Origin of the sequence: uncultured Campylobacter sp. (genome assembly GCF_937997595.1) — a bacterium.
Lineage (GTDB): Bacteria > Campylobacterota > Campylobacteria > Campylobacterales > Campylobacteraceae > Campylobacter_B.
In genome coordinates this window covers 1-20,207 of record NZ_CALKTS010000215.1, presented here as the reverse complement: position 1 = coordinate 20,207, position 20,207 = coordinate 1, and the positions used below count along the sequence as shown (strand labels likewise).

Annotated in this window: 21 protein-coding genes, 1 tRNA gene and 1 pseudogene; 18 read left to right on the top strand and 5 right to left on the bottom strand. The window is 48.7% G+C overall.

Annotated features, from left to right (window positions below; genetic code table 11):
- The 4 genes from Q0614_RS07485 to Q0614_RS07470 form a co-directional block, all read right to left on the bottom strand.
- On the bottom strand, positions 1–207 hold a 207-nt coding region (locus Q0614_RS07485; RefSeq protein WP_298787712.1), incomplete at its 3' end, for a YciI family protein.
- Positions 208–286: 79 nt separating this feature from the next.
- Positions 287–1,540, bottom strand: a complete 1,254-nt coding sequence (locus Q0614_RS07480) for a ComEC/Rec2 family competence protein (protein WP_298787710.1) — start codon at positions 1,538–1,540, stop codon at positions 287–289.
- 122 nt (positions 1,541–1,662) lie between these two features.
- Positions 1,663–3,090 (bottom strand): type I glutamate--ammonia ligase, encoded by a 1,428-nt coding sequence (gene glnA / locus Q0614_RS07475; RefSeq protein ID WP_297881244.1) that lies wholly within the window; start codon positions 3,088–3,090, stop codon positions 1,663–1,665.
- A gap of 192 nt (positions 3,091–3,282) precedes the next feature.
- The gene (locus tag Q0614_RS07470; protein WP_298787708.1) at positions 3,283–4,071 is read right to left on the bottom strand and encodes a histidinol-phosphatase; all 789 of its coding nucleotides are present in this window, start codon (positions 4,069–4,071) and stop codon (positions 3,283–3,285) included.
- Between the two features lie 71 nt (positions 4,072–4,142).
- Here Q0614_RS07470 and Q0614_RS07465 point away from each other — a divergent pair, with 71 nt between their 5' ends.
- The 18 genes and pseudogenes from Q0614_RS07465 to Q0614_RS07380 all read left to right on the top strand — a co-directional run bounded on the left by Q0614_RS07465 (position 4,143) and on the right by Q0614_RS07380 (position 19,990).
- On the top strand, positions 4,143–5,405 hold the full coding sequence (locus Q0614_RS07465) for a peptidase U32 family protein (RefSeq protein WP_298787706.1): 1,263 nt from the start codon (positions 4,143–4,145) through the stop codon (positions 5,403–5,405).
- Entirely contained in the window at positions 5,402–5,902 is a 501-nt protein-coding gene (gene purE, locus Q0614_RS07460; RefSeq protein WP_298787704.1) for a 5-(carboxyamino)imidazole ribonucleotide mutase, read from the top strand. Before Q0614_RS07465 ends, purE begins: the two co-directional genes overlap by 4 nt.
- A 3-nt stretch (positions 5,903–5,905) precedes the next feature.
- Positions 5,906–6,382: a GyrI-like domain-containing protein gene (locus Q0614_RS07455; protein ID WP_298787702.1), complete on the top strand. Its 477-nt coding sequence runs from the start codon at positions 5,906–5,908 to the stop codon at positions 6,380–6,382.
- Positions 6,383–6,408: 26 nt separating this feature from the next.
- A pseudogene (gene glyQ / locus Q0614_RS07450) lies at positions 6,409–7,245 on the top strand (glycine--tRNA ligase subunit alpha); the annotation flags it as partial.
- Positions 7,246–7,412: 167 nt separating this feature from the next.
- The gene (locus Q0614_RS07445) at positions 7,413–8,135 is read left to right on the top strand and encodes a Nif3-like dinuclear metal center hexameric protein (protein WP_298787700.1); all 723 of its coding nucleotides are present in this window, start codon (positions 7,413–7,415) and stop codon (positions 8,133–8,135) included.
- 9 nt (positions 8,136–8,144) lie between these two features.
- Positions 8,145–8,852 carry a zinc ribbon domain-containing protein gene (locus tag Q0614_RS07440; protein ID WP_297948996.1) on the top strand — a complete coding sequence of 236 codons (708 nt, stop codon included), beginning with the start codon at positions 8,145–8,147 and terminating at the stop codon, positions 8,850–8,852.
- The gene (locus Q0614_RS07435) at positions 8,849–10,237 is read left to right on the top strand and encodes a glycosyltransferase N-terminal domain-containing protein (protein ID WP_298787697.1); all 1,389 of its coding nucleotides are present in this window, start codon (positions 8,849–8,851) and stop codon (positions 10,235–10,237) included. The genes Q0614_RS07440 and Q0614_RS07435 overlap by 4 nt, the downstream gene beginning before the upstream one ends.
- Entirely contained in the window at positions 10,237–10,986 is a 750-nt protein-coding gene (locus Q0614_RS07430; RefSeq protein ID WP_298787695.1) for an RluA family pseudouridine synthase, read from the top strand. The genes Q0614_RS07435 and Q0614_RS07430 overlap by 1 nt, the downstream gene beginning before the upstream one ends.
- A gap of 66 nt (positions 10,987–11,052) precedes the next feature.
- Entirely contained in the window at positions 11,053–12,393 is a 1,341-nt protein-coding gene (gene ffh, locus Q0614_RS07425) for a signal recognition particle protein (RefSeq protein WP_298787693.1), read from the top strand.
- A gap of 78 nt (positions 12,394–12,471) precedes the next feature.
- The gene (rpsP, locus tag Q0614_RS07420; RefSeq protein WP_291939688.1) at positions 12,472–12,702 is read left to right on the top strand and encodes a 30S ribosomal protein S16; all 231 of its coding nucleotides are present in this window, start codon (positions 12,472–12,474) and stop codon (positions 12,700–12,702) included.
- A gap of 1 nt (position 12,703) precedes the next feature.
- Complete coding sequence (locus Q0614_RS07415; RefSeq protein WP_005873158.1) at positions 12,704–12,946, top strand: KH domain-containing protein; 243 nt, start codon at positions 12,704–12,706, stop codon at positions 12,944–12,946.
- Positions 12,939–13,469 (top strand): ribosome maturation factor RimM, encoded by a 531-nt coding sequence (rimM, locus tag Q0614_RS07410; protein WP_298787692.1) that lies wholly within the window; start codon positions 12,939–12,941, stop codon positions 13,467–13,469. The genes Q0614_RS07415 and rimM overlap by 8 nt, the downstream gene beginning before the upstream one ends.
- Positions 13,466–14,167 (top strand): tRNA (guanosine(37)-N1)-methyltransferase TrmD, encoded by a 702-nt coding sequence (gene trmD / locus Q0614_RS07405; RefSeq protein WP_298787689.1) that lies wholly within the window; start codon positions 13,466–13,468, stop codon positions 14,165–14,167. Before rimM ends, trmD begins: the two co-directional genes overlap by 4 nt.
- Positions 14,164–14,520 (top strand): 50S ribosomal protein L19, encoded by a 357-nt coding sequence (rplS, locus tag Q0614_RS07400; RefSeq protein WP_005873155.1) that lies wholly within the window; start codon positions 14,164–14,166, stop codon positions 14,518–14,520. Before trmD ends, rplS begins: the two co-directional genes overlap by 4 nt.
- A gap of 295 nt (positions 14,521–14,815) precedes the next feature.
- Positions 14,816–17,770 carry an acyl-CoA dehydratase activase gene (locus tag Q0614_RS07395; RefSeq protein WP_298787687.1) on the top strand — a complete coding sequence of 985 codons (2,955 nt, stop codon included), beginning with the start codon at positions 14,816–14,818 and terminating at the stop codon, positions 17,768–17,770.
- On the top strand, positions 17,770–18,987 hold the full coding sequence (locus Q0614_RS07390; protein ID WP_295098664.1) for a 2-hydroxyacyl-CoA dehydratase: 1,218 nt from the start codon (positions 17,770–17,772) through the stop codon (positions 18,985–18,987). Before Q0614_RS07395 ends, Q0614_RS07390 begins: the two co-directional genes overlap by 1 nt.
- Complete coding sequence (locus tag Q0614_RS07385) at positions 18,965–19,135, top strand: hypothetical protein (protein WP_297963833.1); 171 nt, start codon at positions 18,965–18,967, stop codon at positions 19,133–19,135. Before Q0614_RS07390 ends, Q0614_RS07385 begins: the two co-directional genes overlap by 23 nt.
- A gap of 225 nt (positions 19,136–19,360) precedes the next feature.
- A complete protein-coding gene (locus Q0614_RS07380; protein ID WP_298787685.1) occupies positions 19,361–19,990 on the top strand; it encodes a hypothetical protein in 630 nt (209 codons plus the stop codon).
- 51 nt (positions 19,991–20,041) lie between these two features.
- On the opposite strand, the gene Q0614_RS07375 is transcribed toward Q0614_RS07380, so the two are convergent.
- Positions 20,042–20,132, bottom strand: a tRNA-Ser gene (locus tag Q0614_RS07375).
- Positions 20,133–20,207: the final 75 nt, after the last annotated feature.

Below are 20,207 nucleotides of genomic sequence, written 5' to 3'. Positions count from 1 at the left end.
AAAGAACGGATCTTGCGCGATGATCTCATCAAGCTCCGCGCGGTCTTTGGCGTTGATTAAGATGATGCCGCCTGTGCGAGGGACTTTGCGCCCCGAGCAGATAAATTTATCCGCCGCATAAAATCGGTCTAAAAACGCGTTGTGCTCGTTGATGAAGCGATCGATTTCGCTAATTTCTTTAACGTAAGTGAGGTTTGCAATAAACATTTTGATCCTTTGTGAGATTTGAAGCGCGATTTTAGCATAAAATTCCAACGGATAAAATTCCCGCTGGAATTTTCGCGCGCTACGTTATAAAAAATATCGGCGAAATTCCGATTATCGCGCATCCAAGCGCTGCGTAGCGAAGCTTTATCGCAGCAAGCGCGCAGATGTTTGCGAGCGCGAAAAGAAGCGGCGGAATTTGCGCCTGAAAGCTCGGCAAAGTAAAATTTAAAAATGCAAGCAGCGGCGTATCGAGCGCACCGCCGAGCCCGAATAGATGCAAAAATATGCTTAGCGGATAAAAGATTACAAACACGTATCCTAGAGGCATTACGCTAAGCTGCTGCAGCGAAGCGGTCGGGAAGAAATAATAGACCGCCACATTCATGCTGAGCCAAACGTAGAGGTTAAAAAGTATGACGTTTTGCCAGAGCTTAAATTTGGGCGCGAAGTGGTGCAGGTAGAGGAAAATATACAGCACGCCCAGGCAGGAGAAATAAAATCCGATCGAAAAGGCTAAGTGCGGGAAAAACGCAAGCAGAAGCGCGATCGTTAGGAAGAGGTTTGTAAATTTAAGTACGTAGAAATTTCGCATCGCGAGGTAAAACCCCACGCAGCACATCGCAAGCGAACGCAGAAAGCTCGGCGTAAAATCAAGCACGAAGAGATATCCGCTCATAAGCACGATCACAAAGACGCTAAGATCGCGCCTCGCGCTGCGGTACGGAAAGTAGCGATCCTGAAAATAGCGGTAGATCGGCATTGCGAGCAGAAAGACGGTGCTAAAGATAATGCCCAGATGAAAGCCGCTGATCGAGATGATGTGCGCTATGCCCCAGTTCGTCACGCTAGCGCGCAGCGGTTTTGAAATTTCGGTCGCAAAATACAGCGCGGAGTAAAGATCCGCCGTCATCTCATCTTCGTGTTGGGCGCGAACGAACTCTATGGCGCGCCATTTTGCCCCGGAGGGCGCGGTCTCAGCTGAAATTTTAAAATTTGGTGCGTAAAAACGCTGCTTTAAAAAATCTAAAAATTTTACGTTTTTGGTCACGATGCCGATATTTACGCGCGCGAAGCGGTGAAATTCCCGCCCGAGCCCAGCGGTCGTGTAGAGGGTGAAATCCGCCGTTTTGAGCTTTAGCACCGTGTAGGTGCGGCCGCGCTCGTTGGTTTTGGCGTAGGCGTTTAAAATTTGCGCGTCGTAAAAAGCGTAGTTTTTCGCGCGGAATTCTTTGAATTCATAAAATTTCAAGCCTAAGTTTATCGATAAAATTCCAAGCAAAATGAGCAGAAAGTATAAAATTTCGCGTTTAGAGTAAAAGAGTTGAAGCTTCACGGGCGGTATTTAAGTTCGCGCGACGGAATTTTAAAAGCTCGCGCGCGGCAAAATTCTAAAATTCCAGGGCTTTATGCCGCCCCGCCCGGTGGAATTCCGGCGGCGCGGCATAAAATTTAGCCTTAGCACGAATAATTCGTCGCAAACTCAAACGGCGTAGGGCGCGCCTCGTAAGGCCAAACTTGCGTTTCAAATTTGAAATGCTGATAGGTCTCGATAAAAAGCTCGCTCATTATCGGGCGCAGATACTCATTATCGCGGATCACCGCCTCTAGGCTGCCGCGAAGCGTGTGCGGAAGCTGCTCGATGCCGCGCTCGCGAATTTCATCCAGGTGCAGTTTGAATAAATTCTCATCCATCGGCCCGACCGGCTCGGTTTTGTTTTTGATGCCGTCGATTCCCGCCATCAGCATCGCCGCGAACGCCAAATACGGGCACGCGGTGCTATCTGGGAAGCGCATCTCGGCTCGCACGGAGTGCTCGCCGCTGCCGTAAGGGATACGGATCGAAGCCGAGCGGTTTTGGCTCGAATAAGTTAGAATGGACGGCGCCTCAAAGCCCGGGATCAGGCGCTTATAGCTGTTGGTGCTCGGGTTCGTAAACGCCGCGACGCTGCGCGCATGCTTTAGCACGCCGCCGATATACCATCTCGCCGCGTCGCTTAAATTTGCATAGTTGCCCTTTTTGTAAAAGGTGTTTTTGCCCTTTTTCCAGATCGATTGGTGCACGTGCATTCCGCTGCCGTTGTCGCCGTAGAGCGGCTTTGGCATAAAGGTCGCGGTCTTGCCGTTTAGGTGCGCGACCATCTTTACTACGTATTTGTATTTTTGCACGTTGTCGGCGGCCTCGACGAGGGTTCCGTATTTAACGCCGATCTCGCCTTGGCCTTGCGCTACTTCGTGGTGGCAGATGAAGGTCTCAAGCCCGATCTGCTCAAGTACCTTTAACATCTCGGCGCGCAGATCGACCATCGAATCGACGGGCTGGACGGGGAAGTAGCCGCCCTTTACGCCCGGGCGGTGACCGCTATTAAAGCCGTCTTTGTAGTTTTTGCCGCTGTTCCAATGCCCCTCCTCGGTATCTACTTTAAACATCGCGCAGTTCATATCGTCGATGATCTTTACGTCGTCGAAAACGAAAAACTCATTCTCCGGCCCGAAATAGCAGGTATCTCCAAGACCCGTGGTTTGCAGAAACTGTTCGGCTTTTTTGGCGATCGAGCGCGGGCATTTTTCATAAAGTTCGTTTTTATAGATGTCGTAAACGTCGCAGATAACGATGATCGTAACGTCCGCGGTAAATGGATCCAAAAACGCCGTTTGCACGTCGGGCTTTAGCATCATATCGGATTTATCGATCGGCTGCCACGCCGCTACCGAGCTCGCGTCGAACGGAATTCCGTCGGCGAAGTCCTTCGGCAGGCGCTTGTAGTTGTAAGCGACGTGGTGCCAGGTGCCTTTTAGATCGGTAAATCTAAAATCCACGAACTCGACCTCGTTTTCATCGCAAAATTTAAAAAATTCCTTCACGTCATTAACAAATTTTCCCATATTTTTTCCTTTTTTCCGCCCGTATTCGGGCTAAATTTAACGGCGAATTTTAACATTATTTAGTTGAAATTCGACTTTATCTGCGCCGTTTTGCGCGCCGCGATTTTTAAAATTTTACGCCGCCGAAGCTTTTGAAATTTTAAAATTTCTCGCCGCCGCGCCTTTTTAAATTTAAAAGCGGCTGCCGTAAATTTACGCCAGACTTACAAATTGCTGCTCGCGGTTTTTGAAAACTGCGATCTTATCATAGCCGAACTCGCGCGCTTTGGCGTAAATTTTATCGTAGTTTAGCGCTACTTGAGCTACCGAGTGCGCGTCCGAGCTAAGCGTGATCGGCACGTCCGCATCCGCTAGCATCTGCAAAAGCGCGTCGCTTGGATAAATTTCATTCGCGGGCTTGCGAAGCCCCGCGGAGTTTAGCTCCACGACTATGCCGCTTTTTTTGATCGCATTTATCGCGCCGCCTGCTAAAACTCTGATATCTTTTTTTGGAGTAAATTTAAAAATTTTAATCAGATCCATATGCCCTAAAATGTCGAATTTACCGCTTCTGCACAGCGCGCAGATCAGCGCAAAGTATTCGCGATAAACGTCGTCTATCTCGCGCCCGCTCCACTGATCTAAAAATTCCTCGTTATCAAAGCCCCAGTTGTTTAAAAAATGCACCGAGCCGATGAGATAATCGACCTCGCGCGCGAAAATCCGCTCATCCATCAGCTCTTTTTTCGTCATAAAATCGACCTCGTATCCCAGCCGCACGTCGATCCGCCCGCTAAACTCATCCCGCAGATCCCTAATCATCCGCTCGTAAAGCTCCATCTGCTCGAAGCTCATTCGGTATTTTTGATCGAAGTTCATCGGCGCGTGATCCGCAAAGCCGAAAATTTCTATGCCTCGTGCGATCGCCGCTTCCAAATACTGCCGCGGCTCGCCGCTAGCGTGGTTGCAAAGATAGGTGTGGTTGTGTAGATCGGCTCGCATCAACTGCTCCTTAAATAAAATTTTGGCTAAATTGTAGTAAAATCGTGCTTAAAAAATCACTAGGAATGTATTTGAAAAAACCCGAACTCTTAGCTCCTGCTGGGAATTTAACGAAACTAAAAATCGCCCTAGCTTACGGCGCGGACGCCGTGTATGCAAGCACCGGATCATTTTCGCTGCGCCAGCGAAGCGCAAAGGAATTTAGCAAGGAAAGCTTTGCGCAGGGCGTCGCATACGCGCACGAGCGCGGCAAGAAGCTCTACGCGACCGTAAACGGCTTTGCGACCAACGGCCAGTTAGGAAACATCGAAAGGCATTTGGAATTTCTTCGCGATCTACGCGTGGATGGAATTTTAATCGCCACTTTGGGTGTTGCGAGCCTCGCGCGAGCCGTAGCTCCTGAGATTCCGATTCACGTCTCTACTCAGGCTAACGTGCTAAATTATCTCGACGCGCAGGTTTGGGCGGAGCTGGGCGCCGTCCGCATCGTCGCGGCGCGGGAGATGACGCTCAAAGACGCCGTGCAGATCAAAGAAAAAATTCCAAACCTCGAGATTGAAATTTTCGTGCACGGCTCGATGTGTTTCGCATACAGCGGGCGCTGTCTTGTTAGCGCGGTGCAAAGCGGGCGCTTCAGCAACCGCGGAAGCTGCGCGAACGACTGCAGATTTAACTACGAGCTTTACGCGAAAAATCCCGAAACCAGCGCGCTTTTCCGCTTGCAAGAGCGCGAAGGAGAGGGCACTTTCGTAATGAACGCGAAAGATCTTAGCCTCATTTCGCACGTGCAAAAGATCATGCAAACGGGCGCGATCGACAGCTTCAAAATCGAAGGGCGCACCAAGAGCGAATACTACGTCGCGTGCGCTACGAACGCTTACCGCGCGGCGATCGACGATGCCGCGAGCGATAAATTTGAGGCCCGTGTTTACGAGTGCGAGATCGCGACGCTCAAAAACCGCGGCTTTAGCGACGGATATTTGATAAAGCGCCCGTACGAGCGAGAGGATACGCAAAATTTAGACCGCAGCATCGAGCTTGGCACGCATCAGGTCTGCGCGATCTCGCAAGACGGCGAGTTTATAAGCGTCAAAGATAAAATTTTGCCAGGCGAGAGTTATGAAATTTTTGCCCCGCGCGACTTTAAAATTTGCCCTTGCGATAATGAGATCGGCGAAATTTTTGAGCTTGACGGCAAGCCATATTTGAAATTTAAGAAGCTGCAAAGCCGCAGCGGTAAGGAATTTAGCGAGATTCACAGCGGCAATCTAAATGAGATTAAGCTGCCTGCGAAGCTCGCGGAGTTTTGCTTTTTAAGAAAGGAGATAGAATGAAATTTGTTTCTATAATAATGGGCTCAAAGAGCGATTACGAGGTCGTTTACGAGGCGGCTAAAATTTTAAACGAATTCGGCGTAGCGTACGAGATGATCGTATCTTCGGCGCACCGAAGCCCCGCCCGCACGGCTAAATACGTCGCGGACGCCGAGAAAAAGGGCGCGCAGGTTTTCATCTGCGCGGCGGGCATGGCGGCGCATCTTGCCGGAGCGGTCGCTGCGAATACGACCAAGCCGGTGCTGGGCGTCCCGCTCGGCGGCAGCGCGCTTAGCGGCGTAGATGCGCTGTATTCGACCGTGCAGATGCCTGCGGGCATCCCCGTCGCGACGCTTGCGATCGGCAAGGCGGGAGCGAAAAACGCGGCGTATCTGGCGGTGCAAATTTTAGCTCTAAACGACGAGGTGCTAAGCTCGAAGCTAAAGGCGGATCGCGCGGCAAAAGCGGAGGCGCTGAAAAAGGACTCCGAGCAGATTGAAGTGCTGCTTGAAGATTAATCTATGAAAATTTTAAAATTGCGCGAAGGCTTTGAAATTTGCGGCTTAAAGACTCGCACGAATAACGCAGATAAGATGAGCGGGCGAGGGGTGATCGCAAATTTGTGGGGCGAGTTTTTAAAATTTAACGCTAGCAGAAGCAGCGCCACGAAAAATGAAATTTACGCCGTATATTACGACTATGAAAACGGCGCGCAGGGCGAATACTCCGTGCTAATAGGCACTTGCTCGCAGGAGAGGCGCTATAAAGAAAGTCACGACGAAGCTTGCAAATCCGCGAAGCAGTGCCGCAAAAATGAGCGCGATGAAACCGGCGAAAAATTATGTATTGAAGCGGGCGATTACGCGGTTTTTGATTTTGCGAACGAGCCTACGAGAGCTGGCGAATACTGGACCGGAATTTGGAAATTTTTTAAAAGCTCGAAGCTGCAAAGAGCCTTTAAAACGGACTTTGAAAAGCGCTTGGAAGATAAAATTTAAATTTACATATCGATAAAAGGATAAAAATGACGTTTTCACAGATTATTTTGACGCTTCAAAACTACTGGCACGAGCAGGGCTGCTTGCTCGTTCAGCCCTACGATATGCCCGCGGGCGCAGGCACCTATCATCAGGCTACCTTTTTGCGCAGCCTAGGAAGTAAGCCGTGGCGCGCTGCATACGTCGCGCCTTCGCGTCGCCCTACGGACGGGCGCTACGGCGAAAACCCAAACCGTTTGGGCGCATATTATCAGTTTCAGGTGATCTTAAAACCGAGCCCGGATAATATCCAAGAGCTCTATCTAAAAAGCCTAGAGAAGCTGGGGTTGGATCTTAAAAGCCACGATATCCGCTTCGTAGAAGACAACTGGGAGAGCCCGACGCTGGGAGCTTGGGGGCTTGGCTGGGAGGTTTGGCTAGACGGCATGGAGGTGACGCAGTTTACCTATTTTCAGCAGGTAGGCGGCATCACGTGCGAGCTAATAAGCGGCGAGATCACCTATGGGCTTGAGCGCTTGGCGATGTATCTACAAAACAAAGACGACGTTTACGACATCGTCTGGGACGACAAGGCGGGGCTAGTAACTTACGGCGACGTGCATAAAAGGGGCGAGTTTGAGTTCAGCAAATACAACTTCGAGCTTGCGGACACCGCGATGCTTTTTAATCAGTTTGAAAACTGCTTCGGCGAGTGCAAGAGCATCCTAAAGCACGGCCTGGCGCTTCCCGCGTATGATTACTGCATGCTCGCGGCGCACACGTTCAACGTCCTTGATGCGCGCGGAGCGATCTCGGTCACGCAGAGGCAGGATTATATTTTAAAGATCCGCGATCTTGCCAAAAACTGCGCGCTTTGCTATGCAGATCCGCAAAAATACGTCGCCGAGCTGGATGCCGCGACGTGCAGCGATAAAAAAAGCGGCAAAGAGGGCGGCGCGGCAAACGCAAACTCCGCAGGCGCAAATTTAAAAAACGCTTGCGGCAAGCAAAATTCCGCAGACAAAGCGGATGAAAGCGCAAAGTAGGATTTATGAAAACGGGCGAAATTTATGAAATTTTAAACGCCGCCGCGCCATTTTGCGACGCGGAGGCGTGGGATAATAGCGGGCTAATGCTCGGAAGCTTGGATGATGAAATTTCAAAAATCTATCTAAGCCTTGACGTCACTAGCGAGCTGGTGCGCGAGGCGGAGGCGGGCTCGCTTTTCGTGGTGCACCACCCGCTGATTTTTAGCCCGCTAAAATCGCTTGATCCGCGGCTTTATCCTGCAAATTTGATCTATGAGATGATCCGCAAAAACATCTCTCTCATCGCGATGCATACGAACTTTGACAAGCACGTTTTAAACGGGTTTGTAGCGCGCGAAATTTTAAAATTTGAAATTACGGATGAGCGGGAATTTTTGGTTTTCATGCGCGCGGATTTGAGCTTTGAGCAGCTGTGCGCACAGATAAAGCGCAAGCTTGGCATCGAGCATCTGCGCACCGTGAAGACGAAAAATTTCATCCAAAATATCGCGCTTTGCACTGGCAGCGGAAGCGAACTAAATCAAAGCTTGGGCGTGGATTGCTTCATCACGGGCGACATAAAATATCACGCGGCGCTTCAAAATTTAGAAAACGGCGTGAGTTTGATCGACATAAATCATTTTGAAAGTGAGCGCTATTTTGGGCGCGCGCTCGCACCTTTCTTGCAAAAAAGCGAAATTGAAGTTATAATAAGCGAGCAAAAAAATCCATTTACGTATTATTAAAGGAAAAAGATGAACAAATATTTAAGCCAATTGGTAGAGCTTTGCGAATTCGATAAGCAGCTGGACGGGTTTAAGCCTAAAATCGAGGCCGCGCAGGAGAAGCTGGGCAAAAAAAGCGGCGAAATTTCAGGCGCAAAGGAACAGATCGAAACTCTAAATGCGGAGATCGCCGAGCTAAAATCTCAAATTTTACAAGCAAACGCGCAACTTAGCGCATTTTCGTCCAAGCTAAAAAGCACGGGCAAAAAAAGCGGCGCGGCAAAAACCGAAAAGGAGATCAAGGCCCTTAGCGTCGAAGAGGACATCGCAAAAGAGCAGCTCGAAGCCACAAACGAGGAGATCGAAAGGCTGGAAAAGATCGTAGCCGCAAAGGAAGCGCTCGTAAAAGAGCAGAGCGAAAAGCAAGAGGCGTTTGAAGCCGAGTTAAAAAGCTTGCAGGAGCAGGTAAGCGCCGAGATGGGCGAGGTCGAGGTCGCACGCGGCGCGATCTACGCCAAGCGCGATAAGCTAATGCAGGCGATGAACCCCAAAACCGTCTCATTCTACGAAAAGATCCGTAAGTGGGCGGGCAATACGGCGGTCTCGCCGGTGCGCAAACAGGCCTGCTACGGCTGCTTTATGCGCATAAGCGACAAGACCTATTCCGCGGTCATCAAAAGCGACGACATCGTAACCTGCCCGTATTGCGGCAGAATTTTATATAAAGAAGCCGAGTGATCTACACCGCCTTGGCGTTTTTGGCGTGGCTTGCAGCTGCGCCTTTTATTTTTATCCTAAGCTTTAAAAAAAAATACCGCACGAGCCTGAAGGCGCGATTTTTTCTATACAAAAACCCTAAATTTAGCCCCGCTTCGGTGCACTTTCACGCTTGTAGCCTGGGCGAGGTAAACGCTCTTGCGCCGCTAATTTCTAAATTTGATAGCGTCGCGCTTAGCACGACCACGCAGACGGGCTTTAATGCGGCGCGTGCGCTCACGCCGAACTCTCGCTACCTGCCGTTTGAAAACTGGCTTCCGTTTTGGCTTACGGGCAGCCGCGTGCTGGTGATCTTTGAAGCCGAGCTGTGGCTAAATTTGATCCGTACCGCTAAATCGCGCGGAAGCTACGTAATCCTGCTAAACGCGCGCATTAGCGACCGCTCGTACGCGAGTTATCTGCGCTTTAAGTTTTATTATCGCAAAGCGTTTGAAAATATCGATCTGGTGCTTGCGCAAAGCGAGCTTGATGCGGCGCGGCTGAGGGAGCTCGGCGCAAAAAATATAAAGGTCGCGGGCAACGTGAAAAGCGCGAATATCGCCGTTGCGACGAAGGACTATTCCGCCGCGTCCGCAAATAGCTTCGTGCTTACGATCTCAAATACTCACGAGGGCGAGGAGGAGCTTGTTTTATCAAATTTAAACGATTTTATAAAATTTCGCAGTTCGCAAAATATGCCCGAAAAATACCAGCGCGCAGCGAGTATCCGCGACGAGACGGACTTGCCTACGGCCGAGCTTCGCGATGAGATGGGCTCGACCGAAGCACTAAATTTAAACGCAACTTCTTTGGAGGCGGCGAGCTCAAGCGACGCTTCGACCGCCGTGCCGAATACGGCGCCTTTAAACGGCGCGTCTTTAAATTTTACCGCACCGAATGCAGCAGCCTCGACTGCCGTGCCGCAAAAGCTAAAAATCATCCTGGCGCCGAGACATCCAGAGCGCTTTGAAAAGGTACGTGAAATTTGTGAGATTTGGGCGCGCGAGCACGGGCTTAGCTTTGAGCGATTTAGCGACGGCGCTGGGCTTCGGAGCGATTTTATTTTGCTTGATGCCTTCGGCGAGCTAGCGAACTTTTATAAAATTTCAAACGCCGTGATCTTAGGCGGCAGCTTTTTGCGCAATATCGGCGGACATAGTCCGATCGAGGCGGCGAGCTTCGGCGTGCCGATCATCAGCGGGCGATTTTTTCATAATCAAAAGGCGCTGTACGCGCTCGTACAAAACATCGCTCTGTGCGAGGCGAACGAAATTTCAAGCGCTTTAAAAGAGCCGCTAAAGGGCACGCGGATAGATAAAATTTGCGATCTGCAAGAGATAGAAAATTTAATTAAGGAAAGAATTTAATGCAAGAAAAAGCCTACAAGCTGCTGGCGGCGCAGGAAAACATCTCGCACAACGAAGCCAAGGCCCTCATCGACGCGGGGCTTGTAAGCGCGCGCGGCGCAAAGATTGCTCTAGCGCGCGAGATGCTCGGCGAAAATACTAAATTTAGCGTGATGAAGCCCGCAAAACCCGCGATCATTTACGAGGATGAGAACGTTTTGGCGGTCAATAAGCCGCCCTTTATGAGCAGCGAAAATTTAGAAAAAATCTATAAATTCGGGCTTCTAAACCGCCTTGATAAGGAGACTAGCGGCGTCGTGCTGCTGTACAAAAACAAAGAATTTCGCGAAGCGGCGATTGCGGAGTTTAAAAATTTACGCGTGAGGAAAAGCTATATCGCGATCGTGAAGGGGATCGTGAGCGAAGAGATGAAATTTGACGAGCCGATTTTGACGATAAAGACCAGAAGCGGCGCGTTTTCTAAAATTTCGCCAAACGGTAAGAGCGCATTTAGCGAGGTTTATCCGCTGATGGTAAGCGGCAAAAAATCGCTCGTAAAGGTGCGGATCGAGACGGGCAGGACGCATCAGATCCGCGTGCATCTTGCAAATGCGGGATTCGGCGTAATAGGCGATGAAAAATACGCTAAAAGCCGCGCGAGGCGGATGTTTCTGCACTCGTACGAGACCGAAATTTTAGGGCTTAAATTTAAAGCTCCGCTAGGTACAAGCTTCAACGAATTCGGCTTTGAAATTCCTAAAGAGCTCTGATATTCAATGGCTTTTAAGTTAATTTTAGGTAACATCGCAAGTTTAAAAATTTTATAAGGGATCAAAGTGTTTGAGATCATAAGCGAGTCGTTTAAAAGCGCGGTCAATAAATTAAAAACAATCGATGACGAAAAAGCTTTAAAAAACGCCTTGGAGACGCTAAAAAAAGCGCTTTTAAAGGCTGACGTGCACCACAAAGTCGTAAAGGATTTTTTGGCGCTTGTCGAAGCCGATCTTCGTATCGGTACGATAGGACAGAAGCCGTTTTTGCAGTCCATCAAGACAAATTTGACTAAAATTTTAACGGCGCCTAGAGGCAGCAGTCAGGGATTTGTATTCGCTAGCACGCCTCCTACGGTAGCTTTGATGACGGGACTTCAAGGAAGCGGAAAATCCACAAGCACGATAAAACTTGCAAACTATCTGAAACTTCGTAAAAAAAAGGTCTTGGTCGCTGCGTGCGACTTGCAGCGCCTAGCCGCGGTCGAACAGCTCCGCCAGCTGTGCGAGGCGAACGAGATCGAGCTATTTTTCATCGAGGGCGAGAGCGATCCGCTAAAGGTTGCCGAAAAAGCGCTAAGCAAGGCTAAAAGCGGGCTTTATGACGTACTGCTCGTAGATACGGCGGGGCGTCTTGCGATCGATGAGGCTCTGATGGCACAGCTTGCGGAGATGAAAAAAGCTCTAAATCCGCATGAAATTTTTTACGTAGCGGACGCTATGAGCGGTCAAGACGGAATTAAAACGGCCGCTAAATTTGATGAAATTTTAGGCCTAACGGGCGTGATCTTAAGTAAATTTGACGCCGATACAAAAGGCGGCGTAGCTCTTGGTATCGCGCAGCAGTTGGGTATCCCGCTTCGCTTTATCGGAACCGGCGAAAAGGTAGCCGATCTGGAGGGCTTTATACCCGATAGAATCACCGGCCGCATTATGGGCGAGGGCGATTTAGCGACGCTGGCTGAGAAAACAAGCGCCGTTTTCGACGAAAGAGAAGCCAAGGCTCTGAATAAAAAGATCAAAAAGGGTGAGTTTAATTTCAATGATTTCGTAAATCAGCTCGAAAGCGTGAAAAAGCTCGGTAATATGAAAAATTTAATCGGTATGATCCCAGGGCTTTCCGGCATGGCGAATAAGATAAAAGATATCGATTTGGAAAACTCAAAAGAGATACTTCATATCAAAGCGATGATCAGCTCTATGACGCCGAAAGAGCGCGAAAATCCGGATCTGCTTAATAATTCGCGTAAGCGCAGACTTGCTGCCGGCGCGGGGCTTTCGCAGGTGGAGGTGAACCGCTTCTTAAAGCAGTTCGCGGGCGCTTCGAAGCTTGCGAAAAAATTTTCGGGCAAGGGCGGCATGCAGGGGCTTGCCTCGATCGCTCAAAGGCAAAATTTACCGAGATAGCCTCTCGGTAGAGTTTGCAGATGTTTAAGTTTTAGCCATCTGCAAGTTCTAAAACTTACAAAAATTTAAGGAGAAAAAATGGCAACAGTTGTTAGGCTTACAAGAATCGGAAGAAAGAAGCAGCCTTTTTACCGCATCGTGGTAACGGATAGCAGGAAAAGACGCGACGGCGGCTTTATCGAGACGATCGGCTTTTATAATCCGCTAAAACAGAGCGATAATATCAAATTCGACGCGGAGCGTTTGGCATACTGGAAGAGCGTAGGCGCGAAGTTAAGCGATAGGGTCGCTCAAATCACAAGCAAATAAAATGGTAGAAAATTTTATAAAAGAATACGCAAAGTTGATCGCCGACTATCCGCAGTCCGTTTCTACGCAAAAGCGGGTCGGTGAAAACTTTACCGAGATCATCGTCTATGCCGACAAGGCCGATACCGGCAAACTCATCGGCAAGGACGGCAAAATGATAAACGCCATAAAGACCGTCATCATCGGCTATAAAGCAAAAGATCCGATCAATTATAAAATTACCGTCAAAGCCAAAGATGCCTGATGATCTTTTAGAGGTCGCGAAGCTCGGTCGGACTATCGGCCTAAAGGGCGCGGTTAAAATTTTTGATCGCAGCGACTTCCCCTCTCAGTTTAAAAAAGGCGCCAAATTTTATCTGCGAAACGGCGAAATTTTAGAAATTTTATCCTTTAGCGGCGCAAATTCTAGCGCTATCTTTAAAAATTACGAAAGCGTAGAAGCGGCGGCAAATTTAACTAACCAAATCCTTTACCGAAGCAAAGAGGATACGCGGAAATTTTGCAAATTGCAAAAGGGCGAGTTCTTTTACTTCGATATCATCGGGCTTGAAATTTACGAACACGACGCGGTTTTGGGGCGCGTAAGGGACATATCGCAGATCGGAAACGGATATCTTTTTGAAGTAGAAACGGATGAAAGCCTAATCTCGCAGGCTTTGCCGAAAGAATTTTTCATCCCCTACGTGGACGCCTATGTGAAAGAAATTTCGCTTAGCGAACGTAAAATTTTTACGCAAAATGCGCGCGCGATTTTGGAAAATTCATGAATTTTATCTTCATCTCTCTATTTGAAAATCTCATCGCGCCCTATTTTGAGGACTCTATTTTAAAGCGCGCGGCCGATAAGAAAATAATCTCGACGCATTTTTTTAACCCGAGAAATTTCACGGCAAATCGGTATAAAAAGGTAGATGATTATATGATCGGCGGCGGTGCGGGGCTTTTGATCGGCACGGAGCCGCTTGCCGGAACGATCGAACACGTAAGAGCTAAATTTAAAAACGCCAAGTTTATCTACCTCTCGCCCGCCGGTAAAAAATTTAACCAAAACGATGCTAAGCGCCTAAGCAGCCAAGATAATTTATGCTTTATCTGCGGGCGCTACGAGGGGATCGATGAGCGCATAGTCGAAAGATATGTAAATGAAATTTTTTGCATCGGCGATTTCGTTCTTACCGGCGGAGAGCTCGGCGCGCTTTGTATGTGCGATGCGATAAGCCGCAACATAAAGGGCGTTTTGGGCAACGAAAGCTCGCTCGTCGAAGAAAGTTTCGAGGGCGGAATTTTAGAGGCGCCCGCATTTACAAAGCCTGATGTTTTTGAAAATTTACCTATAGTTTCAGAGTTTTTAAAGGGTAATCACGCTAAAATGCGCAGCTTAAAAAATCAAATGGCGCTATGCAAAACGAGGTTCTTCCGCCCGGATATGTACCGAAAAATCGCCAGAAATAAAGGAAATTTATGAAAAACAAGTATATCCAAGCGTTTGAGGACGCTCAGATCACAAGCAAAAGTGTGCCTGATTTCCGTGCCGGCGACACCTTAAAGGTAGCCATCAGGATCAAAGAGGGCGATAAGAGCAGAATTCAAAATTTCGAAGGTACCTGCATTGCGCGCCGCGGAAACGGCGTCAGCGAGACTTTTATCATCCGCAAGATCGGCGCAAATAGCGTCGGCGTAGAGAGAATTTTCCCGATCTACAGCGAAAGCATCGAAAGCATCGAGGTTCTAAGAAAAGGACGCGTTCGCCGCGCGAAGCTATTTTACCTACGCGATAGACGCGGTAAAGCGGCTAAAATCAAAGAGCTACGAAAATAATCCTTTAAATTTACGCTTCTTAATTCAAAAGGAAGCTCTTTTTATAATGCGCGAGATTTTAAAAAATTTCGCGCAAAGTCTACTCGCATTAAATCTAAAATTTTACAACTTTTCCATTAAAATTTTTAATTCTAAACTGCCTAAAAATCGTCTTTTTCGATAGAAAAAGATAAAATATATCCTGATTTTATTTGCGTTTAAAAATATTACTATAAAATGCAAATTTTAATTTAGAAAGCTCGCGCTAAATTCGAGGATTCGGCCGAGTAAAAATTTATTTAGTAAAGAGCGAGATGTGATTTTTTTAGGCATTGACGTAGGATCAACCACTGTTAAAACGGTAGTTTTAAACGATAAATATGAAATTTTAAGCAAGAGCTACGAGCGGCATTTGGCAAAGCCCAAAGAGCTGGTGCTGGATAAAATTTTGCAAATCCAAAAAACCTATGCGGGCGAGCAATTCAGCGTCGCCATAGCGGGTTCGGCAGGCATGGGCATCGCCAAAAATTGCAAAATTCCGTTCGTCCAAGAGGTTTTCGCTACCTCGCTCGGCGTCAAGCGGATGTTTCCGAAGACCGATGTCGTCATTGAGCTCGGCGGCGAGGATGCTAAAATTTTATTTCTCACGGGCGGACTTGAAGAGCGTATGAACGGCTCATGCGCGGGCGGCACCGGCGCATTTATCGATCAGATGACTAATCTTTTGCATCTGGATATCACGGAGCTTGATCGCCTAAGCTTTGCGGCGAGTAAAATTTATCCGATCGCTTCACGCTGTGGTGTGTTTGCTAAAAGCGACATTCAGCCGCTACTAAATCAGGGCGTTAGAAAAGAGGATATTTGCGCTAGTATCTACGCCGCGGTCGTCGAGCAGACGATTTCAGGGCTTGCGCAAGGTCGCGAAGTTAAGGGCAATATCCTGTTTCTAGGCGGCCCGTTGTTTTTCCTAAAAGGCCTTCAGGCGCGCTTTAAAGAGGTGCTAAAGCTCACCGACGAAACCGCGACCTTCCCCGACATTGCGCCTTACTTCGTGGCTTACGGCAGCGCGCTGTATGCAAAAGATACGGGCGAGACGTTAAATTTAGATGAGACGATCGCGCTTTTAAAAAAGGAGCCCGACAGGACCGCGCTGGAAGCCGAGCCGCCGCTTTTCAAAGACAGAGCGGAATTTGACGAGTTCACCGCTCGCCACGCCCGCGCAAGCGTGCCTAAGGTGGATATCCACACCTACAGTGGAGATGCGTATTTGGGCGTGGATTGCGGCAGCACTACGATCAAAGTCGTGCTTATGGGCGCAAACTACGAGCTGCTGTATAAATTTTACTCCTCCAATAAAGGCGATCCGGTCGATATCCTGCTGCCGCGTCTTAAGGAGCTATACGATCTTTGCGAGGGTCGCATCAAGATCAAGGGCAGCGGTGTTACCGGATATGGCGAGGATCTCATTAAAACCGCCTTTCGCTTTGATTACGGTATCGTCGAGACAATCGCGCATTATAGTGCTGCGCGCCACTTCAATCCGAAAGTAGATTTTATCATCGACATCGGTGGGCAGGACATCAAGTGTTTCTCCATTAAAGATGGCAATATCGATTCTATCGTGCTAAATGAGGCGTGCAGCTCGGGCTGCGGCTCGTTTTTACAGACCTTTTCAAATTCTTTGGGCTATGACATTAAAGATTTTGCGAACCTAGCCCTTTTTGCAACCCATCCCGCCAAACTTGGTAGCCGCTGCACGGTCTTTATGAACTCTTCGGTCAAGCAGGCTCAAAAGGACGGTGCTACGATCGAGGATATCAGCGCTGGACTTGCTATTAGCGTCATAAAAAACGCGATTTACAAGGTCATCCGAGTGCGAAACGCCGATGATCTTGGGCAAAACATCGTAGTGCAGGGCGGTACCTTTTTAAACAACGCTGTGCTGCGTGCCTTCGAAAAAGAGCTCGGCAAGGACGTGATCCGTCTAGATATCAGCGAGCTTATGGGTGCATACGGCGCGGCGCTTTTTGCCAAAAATAACGCGAACGAGCGCACCGATATGATCAGTCGTGCAGAGCTTGAAAATTTCACTCATCGCAGCGAATTTAGCGTCTGCAAGCTCTGTACGAACAAATGCCCGCTTACGATCAGCTACTTCGGCGATACTAAATTTGTCTCGGGCAATAAATGCGAGCGCGGCGCGGGCAAAGAGATTCGCCACGACATTACGAATTTATTTGAGTTTAAAAACGAGCTTTTGCGAAAATATCGTAAGCCGCCGAAGCAAGACGCACCGCGAGTCGGAATTCCGTTTGTTTTGAATATGTTTGAGATGATCCCGTTTTGGAGTGCGTTTTTTGAAAATTTAGGCATGAGCGTCGTGCTGTCGCAAAAGCCGCGAAAAGAGACGCTGTTTTTGGCAAGCCAAAGCATCCCGAGCGATACCGTCTGCTACCCGGCTAAAAGCGTGCACGGCCACATCTACGATCTGCTAAATAAGAGCGTCGATTTTATCTTCTATCCGTGTATGAGCTACAGCTTGGACGAAAATATCAGCGAGAACTGCTACAACTGTCCCGTAGTCGCATACTACCCTGAGCTGATACGCGCGAACGTAGGCGCGCTGGAGGAGAAAAAATTCCTCTACCCGCACGTGGATCTTAACATGCAAGATTCATTTTGCAAAACGATGCAGGCTGAGCTCGCGAACGCCGGATATAAATTTCATTCCGACGCCGTGAAAAACGCCGTCTTGCAAGGTCTTAAGGAGCTGCAAAACTATAAAAATACCGTTTTAATAAAAGGCGAGGAGACCCTAAAAGAGATACAAAGTAGCGGTGCCAGCGCCATTGTGCTAGCGGGTCGTCCGTATCATATCGACAAGACGATCAACCACGGCATCGATCGCTATCTAAATTCCTTGGGCTTTATAGTGCTTAGCGAGGACGCACTGCCGCTTAGCAGGGTGCAGACGAAAAGCCTTAATCAATGGACCTACCACGCCAGGCTTTATAGCGCGGCACGCTTCATCTGTAAATACCCGCGCATGCAGCTGGTGCAGTTAGTGAGCTTCGGCTGTGGGATAGATGCGATCACGGGCGACGAGGTGCGCGACATACTGCGTCAAAACGGTAAAATTTACACTCAACTTAAAATCGACGAGGTTACGAACCTAGGTGCGGTCAAGATCCGCCTGCGTAGCCTAAAAGCGACTATGATAGAGCGCGAAAGGCAAGGCGCGCAACAAGAAGCAAGAAAGGATGCGCGCTAATGTTTGCTAAATTTACGAAAGATATGAAAGCCACCCACACAATATTGATCCCCACGATGATCGATCCGCATTTTCGCTTTATGCAAGGCGTGCTGCGCGACGAGGGCTATAAGAGCGTCCTACTCGGCGAAAATCGTCAAAATATCGTCGAGGAAGGGCTTCGCAGCGTCCACAACGATATGTGCTACCCCGCGCTGCTCGTCATCGGGCAGTTCATCGACGCGCTCAAAAGTGGCGAGTTTGATACGCACAAAGTAGCGCTTCTCATCAGCCAAACGGGCGGCGGCTGCAGAGCGAGTAACTACATAAATTTGCTTCGCAAAGCGCTTGAGGACAGCGGCTTTAGCTACGTCCCCGCGATCTCGTTAAATTTCGGCTCGCTAGATGAGAACGAATTTAGCCTCGGCAAAAAATCGCTTCTAAAGCTTTTTGCCGCGATATTTTACGGCGATTTGATGATGGGGCTGTATAATCAGTGCAAGCCCTACGAAAAGATCAAAAATCAAACGAATGAAATTTACGAACTCTGCGCCGAGCGGATCAAAAATTTGACCGATCAAAGATCGTTTTTCAATCTCAAGAAAAATTTCAAATTTATCCTCTCGCAGTTCGCTAAAATCGAGCGCGACGATAAGCCGCGAGTAAAAGTAGGCATCGTGGGCGAAATTTATCTCAAATACTCGCCCATCGGCAACAACGGCCTAAACGCCTACCTCATCCGCGAAAACGCTGAGCCCGTAAATACGGGGCTGATGGACTTCGTGCTTACCTGCATCTACGATGCGGTCTACGACAAGCAGCTCTACGGCAAGGGCGGCGCGGCGTATTACGGCTCGCTTGCGGTCGCTAAAGTAGTGGAATTTTTCCAGCGCATGATGATTAAGCAGATGAAGCGCTTCGGATTTCGCGCGCCGAGCCCATTTAGCGAGGTTCGTGCCGCCGCTGACGGCTACATCGGTCACGGCGTGAAGATGGGCGAGGGCTGGCTGCTGACGGCGGAGATGGTCGAGTTTATGCGCCACGGTATACAAAACGTCGTGTGCGCGCAGCCCTTCGGCTGCCTGCCAAACCACATCATCGCGCGCGGAATGATCCGAAAGATCAAACAGAACTACCCGCAAGCAAACATCGCCGCGATCGACTACGACCCGGGCGCAAGCGCAGTAAATCAGGAAAACCGCATAAAGCTGATGCTTGCTAACGCAAATCGAAAGTAGCGCGCCGCATATCAAAAAGGGCTTTGGAATTTTAAATTCTAAAGCCTGTCGTAAAATTTTAAAATTTAAAAGCAAGCTCGCGATGACGGTTAAATTTTTGACGCACAAATGGCTCGCTTCCTTTCGCGAAATTTCCTCGAGATTTTAAAATTTTAAATCTCGATAGCGCTCTTGTGCTTCTTTTACCTCTTCCGCGCATTCCGGCTTCAGTTCTTGTGAAATCTCATCGGAATTTCATAAAAGTCCGCGCGAAATTCTACGCGTCGCCGTCGCGAAATTTCGCGCAGAATCCCATTTTGCCACGTCATAAAATTCCACTCTCATTAAGGCAAAATTTAATACAATCCGTCTTTAAATTTTACAAAGGAAGTTTATGAAATTTTGGATTTGCGGCGCGGTTTTAGCACTATGCTGTGGGATTTTTAGCGGATGCGCGAGTAAGAATTTTCCGGGCTACATGCAAGGGCGCGAGCATATCATCGCTATGAGCGCGCCGTCTGGCGGTCAGCTGCGTATGAGCGGCGAGATTTATGATTACATATTTGATGCGAATCTTAGCGCCGTGCGCGCCAAGGTTGCGAGTCTGGCGTCGCTAAATAAAGACGCGATAAGGCGCAACGTAAGCATGCTCACGATCGACAGATACAATGAAGGCAGCGATGCTGCGTATATCCAGCATGAAATAGAGCTTGTAAAATACGATCTGCCGCTATCCGTGCAGGCTAAGCTGATGGACGATCCAGAGCAGCTCGAGCCAGCGTATAGCTCTACGTTTCGCTACTCTTATCTGATCGAAGGCAAATATTTTAAGCGCCTAAAAGATCACGACGAGCTGCGCAGATCGCACCGCCTAGGCGTGCCGATCGAGTACCCTGCGCGTATAGCGGTCGATAGCGGGATCAAAAGCGAGCGCGATGCGAAAATGGATACCGATATACAAGGGCTCATCGTAATGCCACTAATGATGCCAGTGCTGCTTTTAGGTAGCATCCTAGGCAGCTAGAATCGACTGAACCACGGAAGTGAAATTTTATTGATTTAAATTTTAAAATAGTGGCGGACAGAGAGGGATTTGAACCCTCGAGCCCCGGTTAGAAGCTGCACCCTTAGCAGGGGTGTGGTTTCGGCCACTCACCCATCTGTCCACAAAAAGAAGTCGCATTATACATAACTAATCTAATAATGGGCTTAAATTAGCTCAGCTCGCAGAATTTATCACC